This window comes from Elizabethkingia miricola, assembly GCF_001675285.1.
GTDB lineage: Bacteria > Bacteroidota > Bacteroidia > Flavobacteriales > Weeksellaceae > Elizabethkingia > Elizabethkingia miricola.
This window is the reverse complement of sequence record NZ_LSGQ01000030.1, coordinates 56,358-83,320: the sequence shown is the minus strand read 5'-3', so window position 1 is coordinate 83,320 and position 26,963 is coordinate 56,358. Positions and strand designations below refer to the sequence as shown.

Sequence of the window (26,963 nt, the reverse complement as noted above, 5' to 3'; positions counted from 1 at the left end):
GGTTTGTATAAGTAGCATTTTTAGTATAAAATATAACTCTAAAAGTTAATTATTGTCTTAAAGTACTCCATTTGTAGAAGATTTTTGATTTGTTTAGCTTTGCGCTTCTAGTTTTTATTTATGAAGCTAAACATTAAAAATGAAACAGGGAGACTGAAAAGTGTTGTTCTGGGACAACCTCAGTCAATGGGTGATACTCCGGAGTTAAAAGACTCTTATGATGCTAAGTCATATCAGAGCATCAAAAAAGAAATTTACCCAGTAGAAAAGGACATTATATCAGAGATGAATGCTTTTGAAAAAGTACTCCACAAATATAATGTAGAAGTTTTCCGCCCTGAAATTATTAAAGACTACAACCAGGTTTTTTCCAGAGACGTTGCTTTTGTTATCGACGATAAAATGATTATCTCCAATATCATTGAAGACAGAGCAGATGAGCAGGAAGCTTACAGAAAAATATTTGAAAAAGTTCCATGGAGGAATATTATCAATCTGCCGGAAAGCGCTCATATAGAAGGTGGTGATGTTATTGTATGGAATGACTTTCTGTTTGTAGGAACCTGTTACAGTCAAGACTACAGAAGTTTTAAAACGGCACGTACCAACGAATACGCGATAGAAATACTAAAAGAATACTTTCCACATAAAAGAATTATAGATCTTGACCTGAAGAAAGATGATAAAAACCCGAAGAAAGGAATTTTGCATCTAGATTGTACATTTAATCCTGTAGGGAAAGATAAATGTATTATCTATAAAGACGGTTTTGTAGAAGAAAGCGATTACCAGTTACTATTGGATATTTTTGGTGAGGAAAACTGCTTTGTCATTAATAACGAAGAAATGGTAGCCATGGTACCTAATATTTTCTCAATAGATCACAATATTGTTGTAACTGACGGATCTTTTACTAGGCTGAATCAGCATCTCAGAGAACAATGGAACATTACGGTGGAAGAAATTCCGTACAGAGAAGTTTCTAAGATGGGAGGGCTTTTACGTTGTTCCACAATGCCTTTGGTTAGAGAAAAATAAAATTTTATTTGCAGATATAAATAATATCTACTACTTTTGTCGAGGATTTATATAGAAATCCAATTTACTTATCCAGAAAGACAGAGGGAATTGACCCGGTGAAGTCTTGGCAACCTGCAAAGGTAAGGTGCCACATTCAACCCCCAAAAGGGAAAGATAAGTCTGAAAAAAGTTTGAAATTTTTACATTAAAATACTCAAAACTCTTTCGACTTGTCGGAAGAGTTTTTTTATTCTCCGGCATTTACTCATCTTGTGGATAAGTCTGAAATAACAGATAACTAAAAGACAAGATATTATGAGTAACTACAGATTCGAAACGTTACAGGTACATGCAGGACACGAAGTGGATAAAGATACTAACAGCCGTGCAGTTCCGCTTTATCAGACAACATCCTATACTTTTAATGATGCCCAACATGCAGCAGACCTTTTTGGTCTGAAAGCTTTTGGAAATATCTATACCCGGATTATGAATCCTACTACTGATGTCTTTGAAAAAAGAATCGCCGCTTTATACGGTGGGGCAGGAGCTCTGGCAGTTTCTTCGGGACATGCAGCACAATTTATTGCTATAACCAATATCCTTCAGCAGGGAGATAACTTTGTAAGCTCACCCTATCTGTATGGTGGCAGTTACAATCAGTTTACCGTAAGTTTCAAAAAACTGGGTATTGATGCACGAATTGCAAAAGATGATAATCCTGAAGATTTTGAAGCATTAATCGATGAAAACACTAAAGCTCTATATATTGAAACCATCGGTAATCCAACGTTGAATGTTGCCGACTTTGAAGCTATTGCTAAAGTAGCTGAGAAACATCAAATTCCATTAATTGTCGACAATACTTTTGGTGCCGGTGGTTTTCTTTTCAATCCTTTCGAATATGGAGCATCTGTTATTGTAGAGTCTGCGACCAAATGGATTGGCGGACATGGTAGCAGCGTTGGAGGAATAATAGTTGACAGTGGTAAATTCGATTGGACAAACGGGAAATTTCCGTTATTATCAGAACCATCTCCAGGATATCATGACCTGGTGTTTACAGATGCTTTTGGTAAGAATTCACCTTTCGGAAATATTGCCTTTATTATTAAGGCAAGAGTAGAAGGGCTTCGTGATTTTGGTCCTGCATTATCACCATTTAATTCTTTTCAGTTGATTCAGGGGTTGGAAACATTATCCTTAAGACTGGAACGAATTGTTCAGAATGCGCAAAAACTGGCTGAATATCTGGAGCAGCATCCGGATGTTGAAAGTGTAATTTATCCGGGACTTCCCAACTTTACAGACAGGGCTAATGCAGATAAATATCTTAAGAGAGGTTTTGGTGGTGTCCTGAACTTTGAGGTAAAAGGCGGAAAGGAGGCAGCTGTAAAATTAATTAATTCTCTGAAATTGGCCAGTCACCTGGCAAATGTAGGCGATGCAAAGACATTGGTGATTAACCCAGCGTCTACGACCCATGAACAGTTAAGTAATGAACAGCAGGAAGCAGCAGGAATTAGACCCGGACAAATACGTATAAGTGTCGGAATCGAGCATATAGATGATATTATAGCCGATTTTGCACAGGCGTTCTAAAAATATTCTTACTTACTTTACTTTATTAACAGTTCCGTTGAAGAGATTCGACGGAACTTTTTTATTTTTGCTGTATAATAAATATTATGCAGTCAACTGATACGATTTTAATGATAGAACCTGTTGCATTTGGATTTAATGCACAAACGGCAGTAAATAATTATTTTCAGGTAAATGATGAATCCAAAGAGACACAATCTGAAGCGCTGAGAGAGTTTAATGCTTTTGTAGATAAGCTTAGAAGCAAAGGTGTGAATGTAATTACCGTAAAAGATACCTTGGATCCACATACACCAGACTCTATTTTTCCAAATAACTGGGTAAGCTTCCATCAGGATGGTACTGTCATTTTATATCCGATGTTTGCAGAGAACAGAAGGCTTGAACGCAGAAATGATATTTTAGACGAATTGTCCGGAAAAGGACTTAGCATTGCTACAGTTAAAGATTATTCGGTATTCGAAGCAGAAAATAAATTTTTGGAAGGAACAGGAAGTATGATTCTTGACCGTGAGAATAAGATTGCTTACGGAGCTGTTTCATTACGTCTTGATGAAGAAGTTTTCAAAAAATGGTGTGCAGAATTGGGTTATAAGCCTGTAGTATTCCACTCTTTCCAATCTGTAAACGGAGAGAGACTTCCGATCTATCACACCAATGTAATGATGTGTGTGGGAAGTGACTATGCTGTAATCTGTCTGGATACAATTGATGATGCTATGGAAAGAGAGCAGGTAGAAAAAACACTTACAGAAAGCCATAAGGAAGTCATTGAAATTACTGAAGAGCAAATGCAAAACTTTGCAGGTAATATGCTTGAAGTAAGAAATAATGAAGGGCATAAATTTTTGGTAATGAGTGAATGTGCATATAAGAGCCTTACCTCGAAGCAAATTCAAACTATAGAAGCACATGCCGAAATATTATACTCCGACCTTCATACCATAGAAAAAAATGGCGGTGGAAGTGCCCGTTGTATGATGGCTGAAGTTTTTCTTCCAAAAGCATAATTTTATTATATTTGGAGAAATTCACAACTATTATTGAAATCTACTCTTAACAAAGGTTTACATATACTTATAACACTGAAAACCCCGTCTGATATCAAGTTGTATCAACACAGGGAGTTTATAAGTTTTGCGGAAAAATTACTTAGAGATAACCAGACGGAAGTCGTAGGGATATCTTCGCACGTATTTGATAATAACAGTTTTACTGCAGCAGTTATTCTTAAAGAATCCCATTTGTGTATTCATACCTGGCCAGAATATAATCAATTACAGTTTGATTTATTTCTATGCAATTACAAACAGGATAACCAGCTGAAAGTTGAAAACATTGCAGCTGGTATTGTTGCATTTTTTGAAGGGGGGATAATACAACAAGATAAAATCTACAGATAAAATGCAATTTGTTTGTCCCGTCTGTAGCACTGAAAATAAGCATGCTCTTGATTTTGAAATCGAAGAATATGTATGTATATCCTGTCGAAATCTTATCGACGTAAAAAATAATAAATCTGTAAAGGTTTTCAATGCTTCACCAAGTAATATTGTACTGGATATAACCAAAAAAGGTATAATTGATGGTGTTGAATATTTTGTCACAGGAGTTGTGATGAGGAAATATGGAAGCTCTACTTACTGGAGAGAATATTATTTGAGGAATAAAAATGGAAATACCGCATTCCTGAGTGAAAGCGATGGACATTGGGTTTTTATGCTTCCACAAACGGAACCCCTGAAAGAAGCTAAATATTTTTGTGAATTTAAAGGAAAAAAATACCGTTGGTACGAAACCACACCTAGTACAATTCATATAGCTTATGGTTTTTTTGAAGATAAACTAAGCTTTAAAGTAGCTAGCTATAAAGAATTTGTTAATGGGACAGAGATGGTTTCCCGTGAAGAAGGTGGTATTGGAACAGAATATTTTTGGGGAAGGCATATTTCTAAAAGCTATATTAAGAAAAGTTTTAAACCAGATTATCTGCCTTACTATTATGGAATAGGAATTGTGCAGCCCTATTATTTCAATGTTAAGCAGGTTGTAAATATATTGGGGATAACTGCTCTTCTCATTTGTATATTTCAATATTGGGTTTATAACTCACGTACGAATTATACTGTTTTTGAAGAAAAGCTTGAGTTTAAAAATATTAAGGATAAGGAATACCTAAGTAAAAGTTTTGAATTGTCCGGAGGTTCAGCTCCCTTAAATGTAGAAGCTTTTTCTAATGTAGATAACTCCTGGGCAACCTTCGATGTAAGTCTTGTAAATGAAAAAAATAACGAAGTTATTACAGCTACCAAGGATATTGAATATTATCATGGCTATGAAGATGGAGAAAACTGGGCGGAAGGTAACACAAGTGTAGATTATAATTTTTGTGGGGTGGCACCTGGAAAGTATCATTTTCTGATTTCCGGTGAAAAAGAAGAGCCAGTAACAGAGGTTACACCTTCTATAAAAGATATTACTGTCACACATCTTCCCGAAGGAGGTGTTCGAGGGCACGATACCGTAAATCATGAAGTTACTCATTATGAAGATAAAAATGGATATCGTGCAGATTCTGCAGACATAGTCAGACATAAACAGGTAATAAACAAAATTAAAGAAACAGAGGCACAAATAGAGCTGAAAGAACTTCCGACCCTGAAGATTATTGCAAAATGGTATCCTGTTTCTTTCTGGAATTTTTGGATTATAATGATTATTCTTGTTATCATAGGGCTTGTGCTATATTATGGGAAAAATTATTTTGACAGAGCAAAATGGAATAACAGCTCAAATTCGCCATTTTAAAATATAAGAGATGGAAAAAATTCTGAACTACATTAAAATAAACTGGATACTACTGAGCATTGGTATATTGTTTTTGGGGAGTTTCGTTTATCTTACTTTCTCCGGAAATAAGTTTTGCGATTGCGTAAAAACTGAAAAATATAAGGATGGTAAATCCTCCTCTTCAAGAGGGCATTCATCATACAGATTCTATCATAAATAAATACAACAGCTATGGACAAAATAAACTTTCTTCCAGTAATTAACTCTGTTCTTTATTCATTCCTAGGAATAGCAATACTACTTGTATGCTACTTAATTATTGAAAAAATAACACCGGAAAAGACATGGCATGAAATTTCCAAAAATAATAACATTGCCTTAGCTATTATCCTAGGAGCATTCATAATAGGAATATCAATTATCATTAGTGCTGCAATTCATGGATAGAAGAAAACTTCCATTTGAATTACTTTTACTTTTTTCTGTCTTTGTTATTGCAACATGCGGTCTGATTTATGAATTGGTAGCAGGAGCCTTAGCCAGTTACTTGCTTGGGGATTCAGTTAAGCAATTCTCATTTATTATAGGAGTTTATCTTTTTTCTATGGGAGTAGGCTCCTATTTGGCAAAGTATATTCACAGAAATTTAATCGACCGGTTTATAGAAATCGAGATTCTGGTAGGAGTCATTGGTGGAATTAGTTCCGTTGTACTATTCGTTGTATTCAATACTTTTAGTCATTTTGAGTGGATACTTTACCTTTTTGTTTTTCTTACAGGCTGCCTGGTAGGGCTTGAAATACCTTTGTTAATGAATATTTTGAAAGACAGGGTCAAATTCAGGGATTTAGTTTCTAATGTATTTGCATTCGATTATATAGGAGCTTTATTAGCCTCAATACTTTTTCCTCTTGTACTGATTCCTAATCTCGGAATATTAAGAACTCCACTTTTTTTTGGACTTATTAATATTTCTGTGGCTATTTTTTTAAGTTTTTATTTGAAAGAAGAACTTAAAAAAAGAAGATGGCTTCAGTTAAAATCTATACTTTCATTTATAATTTTAGTTGTATTGTTCATTTTTGCCGATAAGATTCTTGCATTATCTGAGGAGAAGCTTTACGGAGAAAATATCATTTATACTCATAATTCTCCTTATCAACGTATTGCATTAACAAGAAATAATAAAGATTTTCGTTTGTATCTTAACAACAATTTGCAGTTTTCTTCGGCAGATGAATACAGATACCACGAAGCATTAATTCATCCGGCAATGTCTATGGCACCTGTAATCTCTAATGTCTTGATATTAGGTGGCGGTGATGGATTTGCTGTTCGGGAAATCCTGAAGTATAAAGAAGTGAAAAACGTTACACTAGTGGATTTGGATGCAGAAATGACAAGGTTTTTCCGTGAAAATAAGACAATGCGGGATTTGAATCATAATGCATTAAACAATTCAAAAGTTAGTATCATTAATCAGGATGCCTATGTATGGGTGAAGAATGCTAAATCTAAATTTGATGTTGTTATTATAGACTTTCCGGATCCATCTAATTATAGTCTTGGAAAATTATATTCTCTACAGTTTTATAAGGAGCTAAAGAGAATTGTAAATCCAGAGACATTTATCTCTGTGCAAACAACATCTCCGTATTTTGCACCTAAATCATTCTGGTGTATTCAGAAAACGCTGGCTCAGGTTTTTGACCATGTTTCAGCATACCATACCTATGTTCCTTCGTTTGGAGAATGGGGATTTTGTTTAGCCTCGGGACAAGCTCTTAATGGTGAGATAAACCACCGTCTTCAAGGACTCAAATATTATGATTATAACTTTAGCCAAATGGCATATTTCAACAAGGATATGAAAACAGATCAGGTAGAAATTAACCGTTTGGATAACCAAATTTTAGTTCGCTATTTTGATGAAGAGTGGGGGCGGGTACAATAGAAGAAGTTTTCTGAAAACAACCTTTTTAGCTGGAATGGCTATTCCTTTTTTGCAGTTTTGTGTAAAGAAATCAAAAAGCCTTTTGCTGAAGATTACGGGATCTGATCATGTTCTTGGACATCGTTTGTGGGCAAAGGACTTTCCAAAGATTACAGAGGAAATAAATATAGAGATATTGATTGTAGGAGGTGGGGTATCCGGATTATCTGCGGCACGTTACCTTTCACAAAACGATAAAAATAATTTTCTGATTTGCGAAATGGAACAATATATTGGTGGAAATTCTTCTGCCGGACAGAACCAGTTCTCAAAATACCCACGAGGCGCACATTATCTGCCTCTTCCCAACAAAGAAGATGTTGAGGTAATCTCATTTCTAAAAGAATCCGGGATGTATCTGGGAGATAATGAATCCGGGAAACCTATTTTAGACGACTATCAGCTTGTTTTTCCACAAAATGAAAGGCTGTTTTTTAAAAATTCCTGGCAAAATGATCTTGTTCCTCAAAAAGGTGTTTCTAAAGAAGTCCAGGAAGAGTTTATGCGTTTTTTTAGAATAACAAAAGATTTTAAAGAAAAGAAAGATTCTGCAGGTAAATATTGGTTTATGATACCGGTACAGGAATCAAGTTCTGCGGAAGAGGCTAGGGAATTAGAAACTTATTCCTTTAAAAAATGGCTGAGCAATAATCAGTTTTCTTCTGAAGAACTTTTATGGTATTTGGATTACTCATGCAGAGATGATTATGGATTAGGTATAGATTATGTTTCTGCATGGGCTGGGATTCATTATTTTGCAGGAAGAAAACATAACTGGGCAGTGGATCATAACGACCAGGTTTTTACATGGCCGGAGGGAAATGCCCGCCTTACTCAGTATCTAGCTAAATATTCAATAGGAAAGATATTGAAAAAACATTTGGCTTATCAGTTAGATATTAAACGTGAAAATGCTGAGGTTTTAGTTTATGACGATGTGAACAAGAAATCAATAAAGATTAATGCTGATAAGGTTCTGTTTGCAACACCTCAGTTTATCAACAATTATATACTTAAAACCAGAAAAATTAAAAACTTTAATTATGTTCCCTGGTTATTGACAACTATAACTTTAAAAAATGAATTTGGGGGTCAGGAAGAATTAGCCTGGGATAATGTTATTTATGGTTCAGATGGCCTGGGGTACATCGATGATTTACACCAGAATATTTCTCAAAATACGGGGCCAAAAGTTATTACTTATTACAGAAGTTTTTCTACAGATAACTGCAAAGCTGCCCGAAAGAAATTATTGCGCCAGACAGAAGATGAATTAAAAAAGCTGGTTCTTAATGATCTTAAAAAAGCACACCCGGAAATAGAAGATTATGTATTGGATATGGAATTCAACAGGGTAGGACACGCAATGATTTCTCCAGTTCCTAATCAGATTTTTGGCGAAGAATCCCAAAAAGCAAAAGAAAATATAGATGGAAAAGTTTTCTTTGCCCATTCAGACTTATCTGGAATTTCTATATTTGAAGAAGCTTTCCATCAGGGAATCAATGCTGCAAAACAAATATTATCATGAAGCAACCTTGGATACATAATGCTAAGACTGATTTTTGGAGCATACTAATGCCTCCGTTTCTTGTTTTAGCTTTTGTTGTTTTATTTCATGGAAAACTACAGAACATAGAAAACAAATATTCTTTTTTTACATGGTTATTTCTCATTGTATTTATAGATGTAGCACACGTGTATTCTACATTATTTAAAACTTATTTTATTAAAGATGAGTTTATAAAGCGGAAAAAGCTTTTTATTACAATACCATTATTAAGCTTACTTATTGGGATTATTTTTTTTCAGATAGGAGATCTGTTTTTCTGGTCTGCACTTGCTTTGGTTGCTGTATTCCATTTTATAAGGCAGCAATACGGGTTTACGAGGATTTATTCGCGTTTTGAAAAAGATAGAGTATCTGGGTATATTGATAAAATTGCCATTTATACAGCCACTATTTATCCAATGTTATTCTGGTTTTGTACCCCCAGAAGCTTTACGTGGTTTGTTGAAGATGAGTTTTCATGGCTGGCAGATTTTAGTTCTGCACTACCAATGTTTAGAATTCTGTATTTTCTGATTTTATTATGCTGGATAGGGAAGACAACCTATTACTTCATAAAAGATAAAGTCTTTAATATTCCTAAAAATATGTTGATTATCGGAACTTTTATGTCTTGGTATTTCGGAATCGTATACTATAATAATGATTTGATTTTCACATTGCTTAATGTTATTTCACATGGAATACCATACATGGCTTTAATCTATATTCAAGAGATCAGACATAAAGATAAAGAACAGCTTAATAAGCTTAAAATATTCAGGAGTAGTGTTGGGATTCTTCTCTTTATTATTGTTGTAGCAGGATTTGCGTTTTCTGAGGAAATGCTTTGGGAAGTTATGGTCTGGAAAGAACACTTTAACTTTGCTGAGATCAGTTTTCCTGCATGGATTTATTATATACTTGTTCCTCTTTTAGTTGTGCCACAGCTTACCCATTATCTACTGGATGGATTTATATGGAGAAGAAACAAAATTTAAAATATATAAAAATTAAACGCGCCGCAGGCATTGCCTGCGGCGCGTTTCGTGAAAAATATAATTTGATATTGGTTTGATTTACTTCGTTCTGTTTTTTATAGCATCATTTGCAGATTCTATATCCCGCATTTTTTTTACTTTTTTATTTCCGAAGTTATAAGTGATAGAAAGCTCTAGTTGTTGTTGGTAACCATTTTGATTTACATAATTAAAATTTCCGTTAGACTGTGGATCAGTAATAACTACTTTATTTGTTCTCAGAAGATCTCTTACTTCTAAAGCAAAAGTCCAGTCATTCCAAAGTTTTTTGATATTGACATCGAGACTGCTCAAAGCTTTTAACTGACCTAATTCAATTTGTTGTTTGTCTACAAAGAAATAATTTACCCCCAGATACCATGTTTTTGCTTTGTCCAGACGGAATGTATTATTAGTTTGGATGAGTAAGCTGTTAGACTTTATATTGTTAACATAAGTTATAGGTTTTTTTTTAGCATCCTGAAAGCTATCTCCGGTCGTAGGATCTATAGAGAGAGTTCCATTATTTATATTTCGTTGCATTCCAATGTTAAAGCTGGTTGTCCAGTATTGATTAAAGAAAGATTTCTGAATGCCAAACATTGCAGAAAGCTCTTGTTTGTCTCCAAAATTAGTTCGGATATACCGCAAAACATTCTGAGTTCCTACTGTTCCATCAGGATGTACAGGATAACCTTGCAATGGAATTTGGTTTAATACATCTTTAATATACTTGTGCCCGATAATTATAAAATACGAATTTTTATACATATAGGTAAGTTCCTGATTATATACAGAAGATGCCTTTACGAATGGATTGTTTTGTACATAATTAAAATCAGTAAGATACTCTTTTACAGGATTGAGTTCCCAAAATGATGGTCTTCTCATTCTGCTGGAAAATGAATAAGAAAGATTATGATCTTTGTTGATTGCATAATTTAAACTAAGATATGGAAGAAGGTTATTATAATTTCTTTCAATTCTTTTGTATTCAGGCGTCTGGGCATTGTCTGATGTGCCGAGGCTATTAGTTATCTCATAGCGGGCTCCAACCTTTCCACTGAATTTATCCGAGAATTTTTTATCAAAAGTCATATATACTGCATATATATTCTCAGTATATATGAAATGGTTAGGAGTATCTGTTATATTATACTTAGTCGGGGCTAGAGGATCTCTTTTGTAAGTTGTGGTTTTTGTATCATTATCTGTTTTTGTATTACTGTAGTTACCGCCTACAGAAAAGGTAAAATCATTTTTGAATTTTTTTATATAGTCCACCATACCTGAGAAATTATTAATCATCTGTGGTGTTGCCTGTATGATTCTTTTAGAAGTTGAATATGTATTTCCGTATTGATCTGCATCCAGAGTTGTATTGGTACTATTTTGTCCTCTGTGATAATTAAAATATGCCGCATTCAGATTAAGTTTACTACCAAGAGAGTCTGTTTTTAACTCGTAATTCAGGTTTACCGAATTGTTATATGACTGTGCATTTTCATGGTTTTTTGTCATGTTGTAGCCTGTTTGCCAGTCTCCGTTTTTGTCTTGGACCTTTAAGGTGTTGAATAGGTTTGAGACAGAATTAAAACTCTTATTATATCGGGTATTATAACTTAATGCAAGATTACTTTTTTCAGTCAGAGCATAATCAATATTAAGATAACCACCAATTCCTTTGTTAGGATCTGACATACCTCCTTCGGACTGATTGTTGGAAGTACTATTTCCGTTTCTTAGAATATAATATTGTCTTTGTGTGTAATCATTGGTATTGATACTGGAACTTATACCTAATTTATTTTTGCGATAGTTAATTGAAACACCAGCGCTGGGATTATTATAATACCCCTGATTATTAGCCATTCTCAGGTTTCCATTCAGTCCGTTATCTGTTCTTTTTTTTAGTATAATGTTTATAATTCCATCTGAAGATTCTACCTGGAATTCACTTCCAGGCATAGTAATAACCTCTATTTTCTGGATGTTTTCTGCTGGTGTGTTTTTAAGAAAAGCCACAAGGCCATCAGCATCCATTTGTGTTTTTCTACCGTTGATATAGATTACTGCATTAGATTTTCCAGCTATTCTTAGTGTTTTATCATCTGTCGATGATATCAGAGGAGTTTCTTTTAATAGATTAAAAGCTGTATTTCCTTTTGCTACAGGAGATGCTGCTACGTCGTATACAAATCTGTCTGTTTTTTTCTGAAAGACTTTCTTTGTAAGTGTTACTTCCTCAATTTTTTTTGTGCTGGCTGTATCTTTTTTGGATTGCTGTGCTGTTACCAGGATACTCCCCAGAATTCCTATAGAGAAGATTAATCGTTTCATAGCAAGTTTATTTTAGGTGTTAATTAGTGCTTAGTATTTTTTATTATCTAATATTTTACATGGCAAAGATATAATTATAAATTAGTATTATGCAATACAAAGTAGTAAAATATTTTTAATACTGAATTTAACTAGTTGATTATCAGTTATAAAAATTGATTACGGAAAATTACCTCTTTATCAATTAGACAATTGAGAGGCTAAAATTGTTACATGTTAAAGTGAAAAAATTATTCTTCTCTGTTTTTTTTCGCCAGAGATTTGTCTACCCAAATGGTTGCGAAAGGGAATAGAGCAGCTAAAAGTGCGAAAACAAAATCCTCATCATCCCAGTTATAAATTTTTCTGGAAGGAAGACATAAGAGTAAGTAGAGTGTAAAAAATAGACCGTGAATGTTACCAACAACAATAATGAAAATTGTGGATAATAATCCGTCCGGATCATAACGCTTCCATACCATGGCTATACAATAAAGCAGAAAACATGAAACAGCTTCTGCAATACAAATGTTTTTAAACCATCTGATAATTGTTTCCTCGGGGTATTTACTGAAATAGCGATTGATAAATTCCATTCTGCTGCAAAGATAATGATTAGTTGTCAGAATATGCAGCTGATTGTTATTAGCTTCTTTGTAATTGAAGAGATAGCTCCGGCTCTAATTTATTTATAAAAATTACTTCCTTCCAGATATTCAAAAACTTCTGGTGGTAGCATAGGGCGTACATTTTTACCGGCCTTAATCATGTCTCTTATTTCCGTAGCAGAAAGTTCTACAATAGGAGCTTTTACAAGGTGTATATTAACATCCTGAAGATACTGATCTGTATTTTTCTTTTCTGCAAACACTCGAGGATAAACAATTAATTCATGATTAGCGATTAATTGTTCGTAATTTTTCCATTTAGGAAGGCTCTCCAGATTGTCTTCTCCCATAATAAGACAAAATCCATGATCTGGATATTTTTCGTGAAGATAAGTTAAAGTGTCTATTGTATAAGACGGGCGGGGAAGGCTGAATTCAATATCCGAAGCCTTTAGTTTTGGATAGCTTTGTACCGCAAGATTTACCATTTCCAGACGATTGTATTCATCCAGTAAACTGGTTTTAGACTTAAAAGGATTCTGCGGGCTGACAACAAACCATATTTCTTCCAGATCTGTATTTTCCAGTATATAATTGGATAAAATAAGATGCCCAATATGAATAGGATTAAAAGAGCCAAAAAATAAACCTACTTTTTTCATGATGCAATTTTAGAAAAAATTAATGGAAAATAACATCTCTTACATTGAGATAGTAGGTAAGATTATCTTTCCAATGATTCTCTTCAATAGTAAACGCAATATCAAAAGTTTTGGTTTTGAAATCGGTGGCATGTTCACCCATTTTGAAGGCTAAGCATTCTATTCCTTTTCTGGAAGAATCCTGAACAATATTGAATTTCAAATGGGAACTTTGCTTTCCAATTTTCCTTACATGACCACTTACTCTGGCATTTTTGACTACCAAAACAGGTTTCATATTTTCAGGGCCAAAAGGAGCCAGCCATCGATGAAACTGGAAAAAATCATTAGTTAGATCATTCAGAGAAATTTCAGCATCAATTTCAATACTTGGCGTTTTCTGATGTTCCTTTATAGAGTTTTTTACAGTCTCTTCAAATTTTGTTTTAAATGCTTCGAAATGTTTTTTCTCCATAGACAGCCCTGCTGCTGCACGGTGTCCCCCAAATTTTAAAAATAAATCTGAACATACATCTAATGCATTGTGAAGATCGAAGTCTGCTACAGAACGAGCAGAAGCTACCATTTCACCGTTGGTTCCATCGGTAAATACCAATGTTGGTTTGTAATATAATTCGATAAGTCTAGAAGCAACAATACCAATTACGCCTTTATTCCATTCAGACTGATAAACAATTGTACTGAATGTTTTCTCTTGTTTTGTCTCAATAACCTGATCTATCGCCTGCTGAGTCATATTGCTGTCCAACTCTTTTCTTTCATCATTTAGATTAACGATCTGATCAGCGATGAGGTGTGCCTGTTTTGCATTTTCTGCAATCATCAGCTCTACAGCTGCTTTCCCGTGGGAAATTCTACCAGCAGCATTTATTTTAGGAGCAATTTCAAAAACAATATTCGAGATTGTGAAATTTTGAAGCTTTTCATAAGGAATTAAAATCTTCAATCCTTGTCTTTTTGTTTTGCGCAGTTTATTGAGCCCCATTTTGGCAAACACTCTGTTTTCACCAGTGATAGGAACAATATCTGCAGCAATACTTATCGCCAAAAGATCGGTTAAGTCTTGTAATTCGTGATCCGAAATTTTATAAATGGTATTCAGTGCCTGGCAAAGTTTATAACCAACACCGCAGCCGCTAAGATCCTTATAAGGATATTCACAGTCTTTTCGTTTGGGATCAAGGACTGCTGCTGCTTTAGGAATCTCATCACCGGGAAGGTGATGGTCACAAATTATAAAGTCAACTCCCAGACTATTGGCATAGTCAACTTTGTCTGCAGACTTTATCCCACAGTCTAATGCAATGATTAATGAGAAATCATTTTCTTTTGCATAATCAATCCCCTCAGTGGAAACACCATAGCCCTCCAGATTTCTGTCAGGAATATAAAAATCCAAATATTTTTTGTCGCAGATTTTGCTAAGGTACAGGTACATTAATGCAACGGCAGTTGTACCGTCTACATCATAATCTCCAAAGACTAATATTTTTTCTCCGTTTTCGATAGCTGTGGCAATTCTCTCCACCGCTTTTTGCATATCTGCCATCAGAAAAGGATTGTGAATATCAGAAGCTTTTGGCTTGAAGAATTCTCTGGCTTTCTGGTAAGAATCTACACCCCGCATAACCAGAATTTTGGATGCTAAATAACCAAATCCCAGCGAAGAGCTGATACTATCTATTACGTCTTCGGAAGGGGTCGGTTTGTAGATCCATCGTTGCATCATAGGGTAACAAATATAGGAAATAAAAAGTGTATGTCTTAATAGTTTTACCAAAATTAATTTTGAGGATTAGAAAACTGCTTATTTAAATCACCGCGTGGTGTTTAAAAATTGTATCTTGCGCCGGATAACTTAAAAATACTATAAAATGAAAAAAATTATTGCAGGCGCATTAATACTGGGCGCTTTTTCTATGTCAAATGCTCAGATTAGTTTGGGTAAAATCACAGATGTTGCGGGAAAGGGACTGAAAGCTCTAACTTTTAGTAATGCAGATGCTATTAATCTTTCCAAAGAAGCGGTAGAATGGATGGATAAAAATAATGCAGTAGCAGGACCAAAAGATCCATATACAATCAGGTTGAATAAGCTTTTCGGTAAACATAAAACACAAGACGGATTAAACCTGAACTATAAGGTTTATAAAGTAAAAGATATTAATGCTTTTGCCTGTGCAGACGGAAGTGTAAGAGTTTTCTCTTCTCTAATGGATATTATGACTGATGATGAAATTCTTGCAGTGATAGGTCATGAAATTGGGCACGTGAAGAATGAAGATACTAAAGATGCTATGAAGAGTGCATACATGAAGGCTGCTGCTCTTGATGCTGCATCTGCAACATCAAGAACAGTGGCAACTTTAAATGAAAGCCAATTAGGAAAGATGGCCAACGAGATGATGGATGCTGCCCATAGCAAAAAACAGGAATCTGAAGCAGATCTTTATTCATATGATTTTATGAAAAAGAATGGTTATAATGTTGTTGCAGAGTATACTGCATTCAAAAAATTAGCATTATTATCCGAGCAGGGAGATAAGCAAAGTGGTTTTCAGAAAATGTTTAACTCACATCCTGATAGCGTAAAGAGAGCTGATGTGATTAAGAAAAAAGCTGAAAAAGATGGATTATGGAAAGATCCGGGAACAGTTACAATTCCAACAACAAAACTGACAAAATAAACTTGAAATAAAAAAGGATGATCAACTGATCATCCTTTTAATTTTTCTCTTATGATAGAATTGATTAAGCGTAGTATTGCTCTCTCAGTTCTTTAACTTTTTTATCTTCAAGATACTCATCATAAGTCATGTATCTGTCAATAATTCCTTTCGGAGTTAATTCAATAATACGGTTACAGACTGTCTGAAGCATTTCGTGGTCATGAGATGAAAGTAGAACAGTGCCTTTAAAGTTTTCTAAAGTGTTGTTCAATGTTGTAATACTTTCAAGGTCTAAGTGGTTGGTAGGTTCATCAAGAACTAAGATGTTTGCTTTCTGCAACATCATTCTACTAAACATACAACGCATTTTTTCACCTCCGGAAAGAACAGTAGATGATTTTAATGCTTCATCACCAGAGAATAACATTTTCCCTAAGAACCCTCTTACATATTCCTCATGTCTTTCTTCATCGGTTTGAACGAACTGACGTAACCAGTCTACAAGGCTAATGTTTTCTTTAAAGAATTCTGTGTTATCCAGTGGCATATAACTCTGCTTAGTCGTTACGCCCCAGTTGAATGTACCTTTATCTGCAGTATCATTTCCGGTAATAATCTCCATGAACTCAGTAATAGCCATAGAGTTTCTTGAAAGAACAGCAATTTTATCACCTTTCTTTAAGTTTAGGTTAATTCCGGAGAATAATAACTCACCATCTTTCGTTTTTTCAAGATCTTTTACCTCAAGAATCTGATCTCCCGCTTCTCTTTCCTGTTCAAAGATAATTGCAGGGTATCTTCTGGAGGAAGGCTTAATATCTTCAATATTCAACTTGTCGATCATTTTCTTACGTGCTGTAGCTTGCTTAGCTTTTGCCACATTAGAACTGAATCGGGCGATGAAGTCCTGTAATTCTTTTTTCTTCTCTTCAGCCTTCTTATTAGCCTGAGCTCTCTGCTTTGTTGCTAATTGTGATGCCTGATACCAGAAGCTATAATTACCTGTATAAAGGTTAAGTTTAGAATAATCTAAATCTCCGATGTGTGTACAAACTGCATCTAAGAAGTGACGGTCATGAGATACAACGATAACGGTATTTTCATAACCAGCTAAGAAATCTTCTAACCATGCAATAGTATCGATATCAAGATCATTGGTAGGCTCATCCAGAATAAGCACATCCGGGTTTCCGAAAAGAGCTTGTGCTAATAAAACACGTACTTTATCCTGGTTTTCTAATTCAGACATCATTTTATAATGCATGTCTTCTTTAATCCCAACATTAGAAAGCATGGTTTGTGCATCGGTTTCTGCAGTCCAACCACCCATTTCATCATAAATAACACCTAGTTCTCCTGCTTTAATCCCGTCTTCATCAGAGAAATCTGGTTTAGCATATAAAGCATCCATTTCTTCTTTGATGTCAAATAACTTTTTGTTTCCACGCATGATAGTTTCCAGTACAGTGAAGTTGTCATAAGCAAAGTGATCCTGCTCCAAAACTGACATTCTCTTCCCTGGTTCCAGAGATACATTACCTGTTGTGGCTTCCTGCTTTCCACTAAGTATTTTCAGGAAAGTAGACTTACCTGCACCATTAGCACCAATGATACCATAGCAATTTCCTTTGGTGAATTTTATATTGACGTCATCAAAAAGTACTCTTTTTCCGAACTGTAAAGATAAATTTGAAACTGTTAACATATACTTTTGTAAATTTGTGCAAAAATACGAAAGATTTCCCGATTATATGTCTTCGAGGAAAAATGTTAGTGTTTTGTTAAATTTTGGTATGAAAATTGAAAGAACTGTTAATATTGTAAACAGAAGAGCTCGCTTCGAGTATGAAATACTTGAAGAATATGAAGCAGGTATTGTTTTATACGGAACAGAAATAAAGTCATTGCGCTCTTCTAAAGCATCAATAGCTGAAAGCTTTTGCCAGATGAAAGACGGTGAGCTTTGGGTAGTCAATATGATGATAGATGAATATAAGATGGGATCATTTTATAATCACAAGGCGAAACGCGATCGGAAGTTATTACTACATAAAGGAGAACTTTCCCGTTTGGAGAAAAAAGTAAAAGATGTAGGGTTTACAATAATACCTTTAAAATTATATATAAATGATAAAGGTAGAGCTAAACTTCTTATTGGGTTTGGAAGAGGAAAGAAACTATTTGACAAACGTGAATCTATTAAAAAACGTGAATCTGATAGAAATCTAAGCAGAATTCGAAAGAATTTTTAAAAAAACTTTGTTTAATACGTATTTTTATATTTATTTTGCATTATCAATTATTTAATCATTTAATTCTATGAAAAATTTAAAACTAGGAATTACAGCATTGGCACTTACGGTAGCCACTACTGCGTTCGCACAGACTACGAGCAATCCGTGGTTAATCGGTGTGGGGGCACATGGTGAAAACCACAAAGCTCAATCTACAAATTTCTCGAATACCTTTTCAGCTCAAAATTTGACTAAAAGGTTATTCAATTTGAATAATTTCTCTATTACTCCTCCATTATCTAAATTAACTGTTGCTAGAAACATCAACAAGTACTTAGTTGTTGATTTACAGGCTTCTGTAGGTAACGTTGGTAATAAGAGATTTGACATGGACAAAGAATTTTTCTTGATGGCTGGTTTAGGTCTTCAGTTCAAATTCAACAGTTTATGGAATGAAGAGTCTTGGTTCGATCCATATGCAAGAGTTGGTGCTAACTACCTAAGACATGATTATTCTGGATTAACTTTCCCTAAAACAGATGCTTTTGGTAACTATTACGGAAGTTATAATGGTACTGATGCAACTGGGAAGAAAGATTTCTTTGCATTATCTACAGGTTTAGGATCTAACTTCTGGATTACTAAAAACTTCGGTCTTGGTATCCAAGGAGATTATGTAACTACTCCAGGTAACAAGTCTAACGTTGCTAACTTCTGGCAAGCTTCTGCATCTCTATTATTCAGATTTGGTAACAGAGACAGAGATAAGGATGGTATCCCTGATAAAGATGACAGATGTCCAGATACTCCAGGATTACCTGAGTTCCAAGGATGTCCAGATACAGACGGTGATGGTATTCCAGATATCGATGATAATTGCCCTGAGGTCGCTGGTCCAAAAGAAAACAAAGGTTGTCCTTGGCCAGATACAGATGGTGACGGTGTGTTAGACAAAGACGATCAGTGTATTAACGTACCAGGTCCAAAAGAAAACAACGGTTGTCCTTGGCCAGATAGAGATGGTGATGGTATCCCTGATAAAGATGATGCTTGTCCAGATGTACCAGGTCTTCCAGAATACAACGGATGTCCAAGAACTGATGATAGAGTAAAAGCTGAGCTTAAAGATATCTTATTCGATTTCAACAAAGCTACTATCCAGTCTGGATCTCTATCTAAAGTAGATGCTGCCGCTACAATTATTAAAGGAGCTAAAGCTGAAAACTTCTTAGTAACTGGTCACACAGATGCTAAAGGTAATGCTGCTTACAACTTGAAACTATCAAGAGAAAGAGCTGCTTCTGTAGTTAAAGCTCTTGAAGCTAGAGGTGTAAACGGATCTCAATTGAAATCTGTAGGTGTAGGTGCTAAAGAAGCTACTGTACCAGCTACTGCTTCTAACGAGGCTAGACAAGCAGACAGAAAAGTTGAAGTAAGAGCTATCTCTGCTGATACTGAATGGGCTACTTACAAAAAAGATGACGTTACTGTTGCTAAACCAGTAAAAAAAGGAGTGAAAAAATCTTCTAAAAAAGTTATCAAAAAGAAAAAATAATTAAAATTTTTTCAATATAATAAACACCTCCACCTAGTGGGGGTGTTTTTTTATGTATGTACGTTGTATAATTTGCTGATTAGTGATATTTTTGCACGTAAATAAATTCAGAAATGGGAAGAGCATTTGAATATAGAAAGGCCTCTAAGATGGCCAGATGGGATAAAATGGCAAAAACATTTTCCAGAATAGGAAAAGATATTGCTTTGGCAGTAAAAGCCGGAGGAACTGACCCGGATTCCAACCCTGCATTAAGAAGGTGTATTCAGAATGCTAAAGGAGCTAACATGCCGAAAGATAATGTTGAAAGAGCTATTAAAAAAGCTTCTGGTGCAGATGCAGAAACCTATGAAGAAATCACATATGAAGGATATGGACAAGGAGGTGTGGCTTTCTTCATTGAATGTACAACAAATAATCCTACAAGGACAGTTGCCAATGTAAGAGCTATCTTCAATAAGTTTGATGGTAATCTTGGTAAGAACGGAGAGCTTTCTTTTCTATTTGATAGAAAAGGTATTTTTACCATAGAAAAATCTCAGATCAAAATGGAGTGGGATGATTTCGAAATGGAAATGATTGATGGTGGAGCTGAAGAAATAGATCAGGACGAAGAGATCGTAATGGTTACAACAGCTTTTGAAGACTTTGGTACAATGTCTCATAAGCTTGAAGAGATGAAATTAGAAGTTCAGAATGCAGAATTGCAAAGAATTCCTAACATGCATAAAGGTGTAAACCTGGAGCAAGGCTTAGCTAACCTGAAAATGTTAGATCGTTTTGAAGAGGATGATGATGTACAAAACGTTTACCATAACATGGAAATGACAGAAGAATTACTTCAGAGCTAAGAAGTGATTTTATATAACTAAAAAGAGCCTGATTTTTCAGGCTCTTTTGTTTTTTCTAAGGATATACATCACTAACATCTTTCATATTGACCAATACACTTCGTGAGAAGCTGCAATGTGGATATATCTTCCAATTATTTTCTCTGGCAAAACTTATGGCCTCAGCTACGAGCATTTGTCCATATCCATTTCCTTCATGCTTAGGAAATACCATTACATAGGAAATAATAAGAATACTTTTTTCAGGCTGAATGGTATATGTTAATTTCCCTATTTCTTCATTATTCTGGTTAAAGGCACTGATGAATCCGCCGTTCTGGCTTTGTGTCTTTTCAAATCTTAGATTTTCCATATACAACATGTTTTACTAAATATACGAAATTATTGTATACCTGTATAATAGTTGTAGTCCTGAATAACGATAGTGATAAACTGTTGATCTGTAATCTCCTGAGTGTTGTATGTAATGCCGGTAGTCTGGCGTATTTTTTCAGCTAATTTTTTGATGATACCTTGGTCGAAGGTATTCTTGGCTTTAACATAATTTTCCTTAATAATCCGCATGTCATTATCGGATAAGGCTATAACCTGCGGATATCTTGCAATATAATCCTGTGATAAATTTACAAGTATTGTATGATTGATATTGTATTTACTTTTTAGTGTAATAACAGCAGTACCAGCCGCCAGGTCTCCCAAACGTTTATTGTGTTTATTGACTACTATCGTTATAATACCAATAATGCCAATATCAATAATCCTGAAAAACCACCGCATAAAATAATCGCCGAAACTGGCTTGGTAGCCATCCGTTTTTACAACTTTTATTTTCATTATTCTTTTTCCCGGGGTTTGCCCTTCCATAAAACTTTCGAACAAAAGTGTATAAAGATTTACAGGAAGAGATATAATAGCAAAAATAGCTATCAATGACCATTGATCGGTTATTTTTAAAAGTTTAAACCCGAATACATAAGCGATAATAATGTAGATAATAACGGAATAGGCAATTTTAATTATATTGTCAATTATGAATGCAAGAATTCTCTCGCCAATACTGGCAGGATCGAAACTGATATTTACATTTTGTGATGTATTTATATCTATTGAATTCATAATTTTTTGTTACATTAGCAAATATATGAGAGAAATCGCTTTCATCAAACAAAATAAAGAAAAATGGCTGGATATAGAGCAGGTGGTATTAGGAAAAATTAAAAAAAATCCTGATGACCTGTCTTCGCTATATATTAACCTGATTAATGATCTGTCTTTTTCTCAGACTTATTATCCCAAAAGTAAAACAACGGTATATCTTAACTATCTCTCATCACAGATTTTCCAAAAGATCTATAAAACCAAAAGAATACAGCAAAACAGGCTAAAAGCATTTTTTATGAAAGAGGTTCCTCTGATCATGTATGAATACAGAAAGTATTTATTGCTTGCCTTTTTGGTTTTTGCTATGTTTACTACTATAGGTGCTACTTCTACCCATTATGATCTGGATTTTGTCAAATTGATATTAGGGGAAGATTATGTCAATCAAACCTTGGAGAATATTAAAAAAGGCAATGCTGTTGCTATTTACGGAAGTGGATCTAACTGGGGAAGTGCCATTGGAATTATTCAGAATAACCTAGAAGTAGGTGCCAAGCTTTATGCTTATGGTATTTTCGGTGGTATTGGAACACTATTAGTGTTAATGCAGAATAGTATTATGCTGGGGACCTTTCAGTATTTTTTTCAGCAGCAAGGTGTACTAGGAGACAGTATGCGTGGAATATGGATACACGGTGCTTTTGAAATATCAGCAATGGTGATAGAGGCTACTGCAGGTTTTATACTTGGTGCTTCTTTGCTTTTTCCAAAAACTTATTCGAGGTTGAATTCATTTAAAATAGGATTTAGGAATTCATTTAAAATATTTGTAAGTACTATTCCGTTTACCATATTTGCCGGAATTTTAGAAGGTTTTGTAACAAGATACGCACTGCAAATGCCGCTAATTATTGATCTGGTAATTATCTTCGGAACACTAGGATTTATAATCTTTTACTACGCTATTTTCCCTTACAGGGTTCATAAAAAACTAAAACATGATGCAATTTTATAAAAAAAGAGATTTTGGAGCGCTGGTATCAGATACGCTTAATTTCTTCAAGCTATATGGGAAAAATTATTTCAAAAATTACCTTACACTGAACGGTGGAATTATTATTCTACTGGTTGTTGTAATTGTAATAGGTTTTGGTGATTTTTTTAAGCAGGCTTTCGGATCCAATATAAACGGTGAAGCCTATTTGTTTCAGGATTATTTTCAACAAAATCAAGGTCTATTAATAGGGGCTTCGGTACTTTCAATTGTATTAATTATTCTGTTGTCACTAATTTCATATTCATTTCCTGTGCTCTACATGAAGCGACTTGCCGAGACAGGTAATTCTAAAGTGACTATGAATGAAATGATCGAGGATATGAAAAAAAATCTGAAGAAGTTTTTTGTCTTCTTCATTGGTTCTATTTTTATCCTGACACCATTATTTATTTTTGCATTTATTATTTCATCCTTTCTTATGATTATTCTTATCGGTTTCTTGTTGATTATGGCTTGTATTCCGGTAATGGTTAATATTATAAACTTCACCCTGTTCAATATGTACAATACCAATGATGGTTTTTTTGCGTCCATTGGTAAAGCATTTCGCATGCAGTTTTCCAAAAGCTTCTGGAAATATATAGGTTCTACCTTTATCATTTACTTACTGATTAATGTAGTGACAAGTATTTTTGCTTTTATTCCTATGATGTTTTTATATGGATATATTCTTACCACTGTAAGAACTACTCCGGATGCACTTGGATCAGATTCCTCATTTTTTATGACACTTATGGCCATTGTGTATGCTGTATCAATTGCCTGTACTATTGTACTCAATAATCTGATTTATGTGAATGCTGGTTTTATGTATTATGACAGCAGAACAGATTTACACCGCAATGTTACTTTTTCCGAAATTGATACTATTGGGTCTGGTGAATAATAGAATCCTTTATATTATTTTTCTTTTTACACTTTCTGTACATGCGCAGCAAGTAGATACCATTGTATCCGCTGAGGTATTAGAGAAGAATATAAAAGGTAAAGATCAGCTAAAAACAGATTCTCTGCTCCGAAAAGGATATGCTACTGAAAATGCTGTCTATCCGGGAACATTTGATGCAAAGTTTAAAGAAAAATACCGGGGAAGTGATTTTGATTATTCTTTAAATAAGCCAAAAGAATCTTTATGGCAAAAATTCAAAAAATGGTTGGGGGAGTTATTGAGTGACTGGATCCAAAGTAAAAGTTTACAGGGGGCTAATGATGCCTTATATATTTTGTTAAGAATTGTCGCTATAGTTCTTCTCGGTTTTGCATTGTATCTTATTGTGAAGTTTGTTCTTTCCCGAAATGGTAATTGGGTATTCAGTAAGAAAAGTAAAAAACTAAATCCTGAAGACAGAACAATAACAGAAAATATTCATGAATTGGACATTCCTTCTTTAATTAAAAACTATGAAGAAAAAAAGGAATACAGATCTGCTATAAGATATCAGTTCCTCTACCTGCTGAAGCTTATGACTGATAAGAATATGCTGGAATGGGATCCGGAAAAGACAAACAGGGATTATATCCGTATGCTTAATGGTAATGCTCTGCAATCGGATTTTCAGAAGCTTTCTTTCGTATTCGAGAATGTATGGTATGGAGAGCGAAGTATTACCGAGCATGAGTATGCTGTTTTTAGAAGACAATATCAACAGACACAACAAAAAATATGAATAAGACACTAAAGTTATATCTTATTATTTTTGCTGTGGTTGTAGGACTTCTGGCAGTATTACAGGTGAATAAAAAACCGCTGATTGACTGGCGGAAAACTTATTCTGTGATAGATAAAAAACCTTTCGATTTATATATATTTAATCAGGAAGCTAACCTTTTATTCAATAAGAAATTAAAAAAAATTGGTCTGTCGCCTTATCGTTACTACACTAAGGACTCTCTTCAGCGTCCGCATAATATATTGATTATTGAAAGAGAGCTGGATAAACAATCATGGATTAAGATACTGAAACAGGCTAAAAGAGGAAGTGATGTGATGGTTGTTTCCGAAAATATACCATATGATTTAGTAGATACTTTAAATCTCACAACAAGACTTCTAAGTTCTGACACTATAAATTATCTGACATTTACAGATAAAAACCGCAAAGGAAGCATAAAACTCAATAGACTTCCAAACGGAAATGTGATCCCGATGATTGATATAAAAACGACAGAGATTCTTGGAAGTAACCTTTTGAAAGGTCGTAATCAATCCTATGCGAACTTTGTAAAGGTAAAAACAGGTAAGGGAAATATTTTTATTCACACAGAGCCATTAGTTTTGACTAATTATTACCTTTTACAAAAAGGAAATGAAAAATATGTGGAGGAAATGTTCTCATATCTGCCGAAAGACAGAGATACTTTATGGTTTATGGAAAACCAAAATTTGCAATCTATATCACCATTACGTTTTATCTTAAGAAATCCTCCATTACGCTATGCCTGGTATATATTTTTAGTTGGTTTTTTTGTATTCATAATATTCCATGCTAAAAGAAAACAGCGTATTATTCCTATAATAAAGCCATTGGAAAATACCTCTGTAGAATTTGTGAGAAGTATAGGCAATCTTTATCTGAATGAAGGAGACGCAAAAGATATGATGCAGAAGAAAGTTACCTATTTTCTAAATAAAGTGCGTACAGATCTTCTGATAGATACTTCTGTCATAGACGATGTCTTTGTCAACAGATTACAACTGAAAACAGGGAAACCCAAAGAATTAATAGAGCAAGCTGTTGTACTAATGCAAAGAAGTAATAATCCTTCTTCGAAGATAACAGAACAGGATCTGATTAAACTAAACGAAATATTAGACAAAATATACAAATAAGAATATGGAAGAAAATCAATATAACCCAATACCTGAGAGTACTTCAGCAGAATCACAAAATCCTGAATTTCAATCCAGAATTGATATGACTGCACTAAAGAATAGTCTGGATAGAGTAAAAGCGGAAATCAATAAAGTAATTGTTGGTCAGGATTCCATGATAGAACATTTGTTGGTTGCACTATTATCTAACGGACATGTACTGATTGAAGGAGTGCCGGGAGTTGCTAAAACAATTACGGCTAAATTATTGGCGAAAACAATTGCAGTAGATTTTAGCAGAATACAATTTACACCAGATCTTATGCCTTCTGATATTTTGGGAACGGCAGTATTCAACGCTAAAACAACAGAATTTGAATTTAAGAAAGGACCTATATTTTCCAATTTTATTTTAATTGATGAGATCAACCGTTCTCCTGCGAAAACTCAGGCGGCACTTTTCGAAGTAATGGAAGAAAGGCAGATTACTATGGACGGACGGAAATATATAATGGAAGAACCTTTCTTAGTTATTGCCACTCAAAACCCAATAGAGCAGGAAGGTACTTACAGATTACCGGAGGCACAGTTAGATCGATTCTTATTCAAAGTAAATGTTGGATATCCAACACCAGAGCAGGAAGTTCAGATTATTAAGAATCAGCATCAGCTAAAAGTAGATGATAAAACCGAACAAGTTCAGCCTGTACTAACAGCTGAAGAATTAAAAACGTATCAGACGCTGATAAAAGATATCATTGTTGAAGAAAATCTTCTGGAATATATTGCCAGAATTGTAGTGAACACAAGAGAGAACCCTTTCCTATATTTAGGTGCTTCGCCTCGTGCTTCTTTAGCATTGCTAACGGCATCTAAAGGTTTCGCAGCGATTAATGGTCGTGATTTTGTAACTCCGGATGATATAAAAGAAGCTGCAGTAGCAGTACTGAGACACAGAGTAATTGTTACTCCGGAGCGTGAAATGGAGGGACTGGGTGTAGAAGAGGTAATTAAACAAATACTGGAATCCATAGAAATTCCGAGATAAATTATGTAGTGTGCGGTTGTCAGTTTACAGTTAATAGTATTCTGGAGATTTCCAGAATTTTAAAAGAAATAATC

Annotated in this window: 26 protein-coding genes and 1 riboswitch; of the genes, 19 read left to right on the top strand and 7 right to left on the bottom strand. The window is 34.5% G+C overall.

Annotated elements, in window-relative coordinates; all coding sequences use genetic code 11:
• Positions 1–120: 120 nt before the first annotated feature.
• The 10 genes from ATE49_RS14930 (at position 121) to ATE49_RS14890 (ending at position 9,955) form a co-directional block, all read left to right on the top strand.
• On the top strand, positions 121–1,038 hold the full coding sequence (locus tag ATE49_RS14930) for a dimethylarginine dimethylaminohydrolase family protein (protein WP_065082818.1): 918 nt from the start codon (positions 121–123) through the stop codon (positions 1,036–1,038).
• A 65-nt stretch (positions 1,039–1,103) separates the two neighbouring features.
• Positions 1,104–1,201: riboswitch (SAM riboswitch) on the top strand.
• A gap of 134 nt (positions 1,202–1,335) precedes the next feature.
• The gene (locus ATE49_RS14925) at positions 1,336–2,622 is read left to right on the top strand and encodes an O-acetylhomoserine aminocarboxypropyltransferase/cysteine synthase family protein (RefSeq protein WP_065082817.1); all 1,287 of its coding nucleotides are present in this window, start codon (positions 1,336–1,338) and stop codon (positions 2,620–2,622) included.
• An 86-nt stretch (positions 2,623–2,708) separates the two neighbouring features.
• Positions 2,709–3,632 (top strand): citrulline utilization hydrolase CtlX, encoded by a 924-nt coding sequence (gene ctlX, locus ATE49_RS14920; RefSeq protein ID WP_065082816.1) that lies wholly within the window; start codon positions 2,709–2,711, stop codon positions 3,630–3,632.
• 33 nt (positions 3,633–3,665) lie between these two features.
• Entirely contained in the window at positions 3,666–4,025 is a 360-nt protein-coding gene (locus ATE49_RS14915) for an S-adenosylmethionine decarboxylase family protein (protein WP_065082815.1), read from the top strand.
• A 1-nt stretch (position 4,026) separates the two neighbouring features.
• A complete protein-coding gene (locus tag ATE49_RS14910) occupies positions 4,027–5,430 on the top strand; it encodes a DUF4178 domain-containing protein (RefSeq protein WP_065082814.1) in 1,404 nt (467 codons plus the stop codon).
• A 10-nt stretch (positions 5,431–5,440) separates the two neighbouring features.
• The gene (locus ATE49_RS20060) at positions 5,441–5,632 is read left to right on the top strand and encodes a hypothetical protein (protein ID WP_078406370.1); all 192 of its coding nucleotides are present in this window, start codon (positions 5,441–5,443) and stop codon (positions 5,630–5,632) included.
• 11 nt (positions 5,633–5,643) lie between these two features.
• Positions 5,644–5,859: a DUF350 domain-containing protein gene (locus ATE49_RS14905; protein ID WP_009087265.1), complete on the top strand. Its 216-nt coding sequence runs from the start codon at positions 5,644–5,646 to the stop codon at positions 5,857–5,859.
• The gene (locus ATE49_RS14900) at positions 5,852–7,366 is read left to right on the top strand and encodes a polyamine aminopropyltransferase (RefSeq protein WP_065082813.1); all 1,515 of its coding nucleotides are present in this window, start codon (positions 5,852–5,854) and stop codon (positions 7,364–7,366) included. Before ATE49_RS14905 ends, ATE49_RS14900 begins: the two co-directional genes overlap by 8 nt.
• Positions 7,341–8,936: an FAD-dependent oxidoreductase gene (locus tag ATE49_RS14895; protein WP_233174435.1), complete on the top strand. Its 1,596-nt coding sequence runs from the start codon at positions 7,341–7,343 to the stop codon at positions 8,934–8,936. The genes ATE49_RS14900 and ATE49_RS14895 overlap by 26 nt, the downstream gene beginning before the upstream one ends.
• On the top strand, positions 8,933–9,955 hold the full coding sequence (locus ATE49_RS14890; RefSeq protein ID WP_065082812.1) for a hypothetical protein: 1,023 nt from the start codon (positions 8,933–8,935) through the stop codon (positions 9,953–9,955). The genes ATE49_RS14895 and ATE49_RS14890 overlap by 4 nt, the downstream gene beginning before the upstream one ends.
• A gap of 78 nt (positions 9,956–10,033) precedes the next feature.
• On the opposite strand, the gene ATE49_RS14885 is transcribed toward ATE49_RS14890, so the two are convergent.
• From ATE49_RS14885 to recJ, 4 genes are all read right to left on the bottom strand, one after another.
• Entirely contained in the window at positions 10,034–12,313 is a 2,280-nt protein-coding gene (locus tag ATE49_RS14885) for an outer membrane beta-barrel family protein (protein WP_065082811.1), read from the bottom strand.
• A 230-nt stretch (positions 12,314–12,543) separates the two neighbouring features.
• Positions 12,544–12,888 (bottom strand): DUF3817 domain-containing protein, encoded by a 345-nt coding sequence (locus ATE49_RS14880; RefSeq protein WP_035591022.1) that lies wholly within the window; start codon positions 12,886–12,888, stop codon positions 12,544–12,546.
• 89 nt (positions 12,889–12,977) lie between these two features.
• Positions 12,978–13,562 carry a nicotinate (nicotinamide) nucleotide adenylyltransferase gene (nadD, locus tag ATE49_RS14875; RefSeq protein ID WP_065082810.1) on the bottom strand — a complete coding sequence of 195 codons (585 nt, stop codon included), beginning with the start codon at positions 13,560–13,562 and terminating at the stop codon, positions 12,978–12,980.
• Positions 13,563–13,581: 19 nt separating this feature from the next.
• Positions 13,582–15,291: a single-stranded-DNA-specific exonuclease RecJ gene (gene recJ / locus ATE49_RS14870; RefSeq protein ID WP_065082809.1), complete on the bottom strand. Its 1,710-nt coding sequence runs from the start codon at positions 15,289–15,291 to the stop codon at positions 13,582–13,584.
• A gap of 145 nt (positions 15,292–15,436) precedes the next feature.
• On the opposite strand from recJ, the gene ATE49_RS14865 reads away from it, so the two are divergent.
• A complete protein-coding gene (locus ATE49_RS14865; protein ID WP_065082808.1) occupies positions 15,437–16,249 on the top strand; it encodes a M48 family metallopeptidase in 813 nt (270 codons plus the stop codon).
• Between the two features lie 64 nt (positions 16,250–16,313).
• On the opposite strand, the gene ATE49_RS14860 is transcribed toward ATE49_RS14865, so the two are convergent.
• Positions 16,314–17,936, bottom strand: a complete 1,623-nt coding sequence (locus ATE49_RS14860; protein ID WP_065082807.1) for an ABC-F family ATP-binding cassette domain-containing protein — start codon at positions 17,934–17,936, stop codon at positions 16,314–16,316.
• Between the two features lie 88 nt (positions 17,937–18,024).
• On the opposite strand from ATE49_RS14860, the gene smpB reads away from it, so the two are divergent.
• From smpB to ATE49_RS14845, 3 genes are all read left to right on the top strand, one after another.
• Positions 18,025–18,483: an SsrA-binding protein SmpB gene (smpB, locus tag ATE49_RS14855; RefSeq protein WP_024565639.1), complete on the top strand. Its 459-nt coding sequence runs from the start codon at positions 18,025–18,027 to the stop codon at positions 18,481–18,483.
• Between the two features lie 67 nt (positions 18,484–18,550).
• On the top strand, positions 18,551–20,020 hold the full coding sequence (locus tag ATE49_RS14850) for an OmpA family protein (protein WP_065082806.1): 1,470 nt from the start codon (positions 18,551–18,553) through the stop codon (positions 20,018–20,020).
• Between the two features lie 113 nt (positions 20,021–20,133).
• Complete coding sequence (locus ATE49_RS14845; RefSeq protein WP_065082805.1) at positions 20,134–20,871, top strand: YebC/PmpR family DNA-binding transcriptional regulator; 738 nt, start codon at positions 20,134–20,136, stop codon at positions 20,869–20,871.
• A gap of 55 nt (positions 20,872–20,926) precedes the next feature.
• On the opposite strand, the gene ATE49_RS14840 is transcribed toward ATE49_RS14845, so the two are convergent.
• Complete coding sequence (locus ATE49_RS14840) at positions 20,927–21,223, bottom strand: GNAT family N-acetyltransferase (protein ID WP_059155885.1); 297 nt, start codon at positions 21,221–21,223, stop codon at positions 20,927–20,929.
• Positions 21,224–21,252: 29 nt separating this feature from the next.
• Entirely contained in the window at positions 21,253–21,987 is a 735-nt protein-coding gene (locus ATE49_RS14835) for an RDD family protein (protein ID WP_065082803.1), read from the bottom strand.
• 25 nt (positions 21,988–22,012) lie between these two features.
• Between ATE49_RS14835 and ATE49_RS14830 the strand changes: the two genes are divergently transcribed.
• From ATE49_RS14830 to ATE49_RS14810, 5 genes are read left to right on the top strand one after another with little or no spacing between them, the layout of a single operon-like run.
• Complete coding sequence (locus ATE49_RS14830; protein WP_059155883.1) at positions 22,013–22,987, top strand: stage II sporulation protein M; 975 nt, start codon at positions 22,013–22,015, stop codon at positions 22,985–22,987.
• Positions 22,971–23,915 (top strand): hypothetical protein, encoded by a 945-nt coding sequence (locus ATE49_RS14825; protein WP_065082802.1) that lies wholly within the window; start codon positions 22,971–22,973, stop codon positions 23,913–23,915. Before ATE49_RS14830 ends, ATE49_RS14825 begins: the two co-directional genes overlap by 17 nt.
• Positions 23,908–24,696, top strand: a complete 789-nt coding sequence (locus ATE49_RS14820) for a DUF4129 domain-containing protein (RefSeq protein WP_260256189.1) — start codon at positions 23,908–23,910, stop codon at positions 24,694–24,696. The genes ATE49_RS14825 and ATE49_RS14820 overlap by 8 nt, the downstream gene beginning before the upstream one ends.
• Positions 24,693–25,859: a DUF4350 domain-containing protein gene (locus ATE49_RS14815; RefSeq protein ID WP_065082800.1), complete on the top strand. Its 1,167-nt coding sequence runs from the start codon at positions 24,693–24,695 to the stop codon at positions 25,857–25,859. The genes ATE49_RS14820 and ATE49_RS14815 overlap by 4 nt, the downstream gene beginning before the upstream one ends.
• 4 nt (positions 25,860–25,863) lie before the next feature.
• Complete coding sequence (locus tag ATE49_RS14810) at positions 25,864–26,889, top strand: AAA family ATPase (protein ID WP_065082799.1); 1,026 nt, start codon at positions 25,864–25,866, stop codon at positions 26,887–26,889.
• Positions 26,890–26,963: the final 74 nt, after the last annotated feature.

Excerpts from the sequence above, each read along its gene's own strand:
- ATE49_RS14930 (WP_065082818.1), top strand. The coding sequence starts at position 121 with ATGAAGCTAAACATTAAAAATGAAACAGGGAGACTGAAAAGTGTTGTT.
- ATE49_RS14925 (WP_065082817.1), top strand. The coding sequence starts at position 1,336 with ATGAGTAACTACAGATTCGAAACGTTACAGGTACATGCAGGACACGAA.
- ctlX (WP_065082816.1), top strand. The coding sequence starts at position 2,709 with ATGCAGTCAACTGATACGATTTTAATGATAGAACCTGTTGCATTTGGA.
- ATE49_RS14910 (WP_065082814.1), top strand. The coding sequence starts at position 4,027 with ATGCAATTTGTTTGTCCCGTCTGTAGCACTGAAAATAAGCATGCTCTT.
- ATE49_RS20060 (WP_078406370.1), top strand. The coding sequence starts at position 5,441 with ATGGAAAAAATTCTGAACTACATTAAAATAAACTGGATACTACTGAGC.
- ATE49_RS14905 (WP_009087265.1), top strand. The coding sequence starts at position 5,644 with ATGGACAAAATAAACTTTCTTCCAGTAATTAACTCTGTTCTTTATTCA.
- ATE49_RS14900 (WP_065082813.1), top strand. The coding sequence starts at position 5,852 with ATGGATAGAAGAAAACTTCCATTTGAATTACTTTTACTTTTTTCTGTC.
- ATE49_RS14895 (WP_233174435.1), top strand. The coding sequence starts at position 7,341 with ATGAAGAGTGGGGGCGGGTACAATAGAAGAAGTTTTCTGAAAACAACC.
- ATE49_RS14890 (WP_065082812.1), top strand. The coding sequence starts at position 8,933 with ATGAAGCAACCTTGGATACATAATGCTAAGACTGATTTTTGGAGCATA.
- ATE49_RS14885 (WP_065082811.1), bottom strand. The coding sequence starts at position 12,313 with ATGAAACGATTAATCTTCTCTATAGGAATTCTGGGGAGTATCCTGGTA.
- ATE49_RS14880 (WP_035591022.1), bottom strand. The coding sequence starts at position 12,888 with ATGGAATTTATCAATCGCTATTTCAGTAAATACCCCGAGGAAACAATT.
- nadD (WP_065082810.1), bottom strand. The coding sequence starts at position 13,562 with ATGAAAAAAGTAGGTTTATTTTTTGGCTCTTTTAATCCTATTCATATT.
- recJ (WP_065082809.1), bottom strand. The coding sequence starts at position 15,291 with ATGATGCAACGATGGATCTACAAACCGACCCCTTCCGAAGACGTAATA.
- ATE49_RS14865 (WP_065082808.1), top strand. The coding sequence starts at position 15,437 with ATGAAAAAAATTATTGCAGGCGCATTAATACTGGGCGCTTTTTCTATG.
- ATE49_RS14860 (WP_065082807.1), bottom strand. The coding sequence starts at position 17,936 with ATGTTAACAGTTTCAAATTTATCTTTACAGTTCGGAAAAAGAGTACTT.
- smpB (WP_024565639.1), top strand. The coding sequence starts at position 18,025 with ATGAAAATTGAAAGAACTGTTAATATTGTAAACAGAAGAGCTCGCTTC.
- ATE49_RS14850 (WP_065082806.1), top strand. The coding sequence starts at position 18,551 with ATGAAAAATTTAAAACTAGGAATTACAGCATTGGCACTTACGGTAGCC.
- ATE49_RS14845 (WP_065082805.1), top strand. The coding sequence starts at position 20,134 with ATGGGAAGAGCATTTGAATATAGAAAGGCCTCTAAGATGGCCAGATGG.
- ATE49_RS14840 (WP_059155885.1), bottom strand. The coding sequence starts at position 21,223 with ATGGAAAATCTAAGATTTGAAAAGACACAAAGCCAGAACGGCGGATTC.
- ATE49_RS14835 (WP_065082803.1), bottom strand. The coding sequence starts at position 21,987 with ATGAATTCAATAGATATAAATACATCACAAAATGTAAATATCAGTTTC.
- ATE49_RS14830 (WP_059155883.1), top strand. The coding sequence starts at position 22,013 with ATGAGAGAAATCGCTTTCATCAAACAAAATAAAGAAAAATGGCTGGAT.
- ATE49_RS14825 (WP_065082802.1), top strand. The coding sequence starts at position 22,971 with ATGATGCAATTTTATAAAAAAAGAGATTTTGGAGCGCTGGTATCAGAT.
- ATE49_RS14815 (WP_065082800.1), top strand. The coding sequence starts at position 24,693 with ATGAATAAGACACTAAAGTTATATCTTATTATTTTTGCTGTGGTTGTA.
- ATE49_RS14810 (WP_065082799.1), top strand. The coding sequence starts at position 25,864 with ATGGAAGAAAATCAATATAACCCAATACCTGAGAGTACTTCAGCAGAA.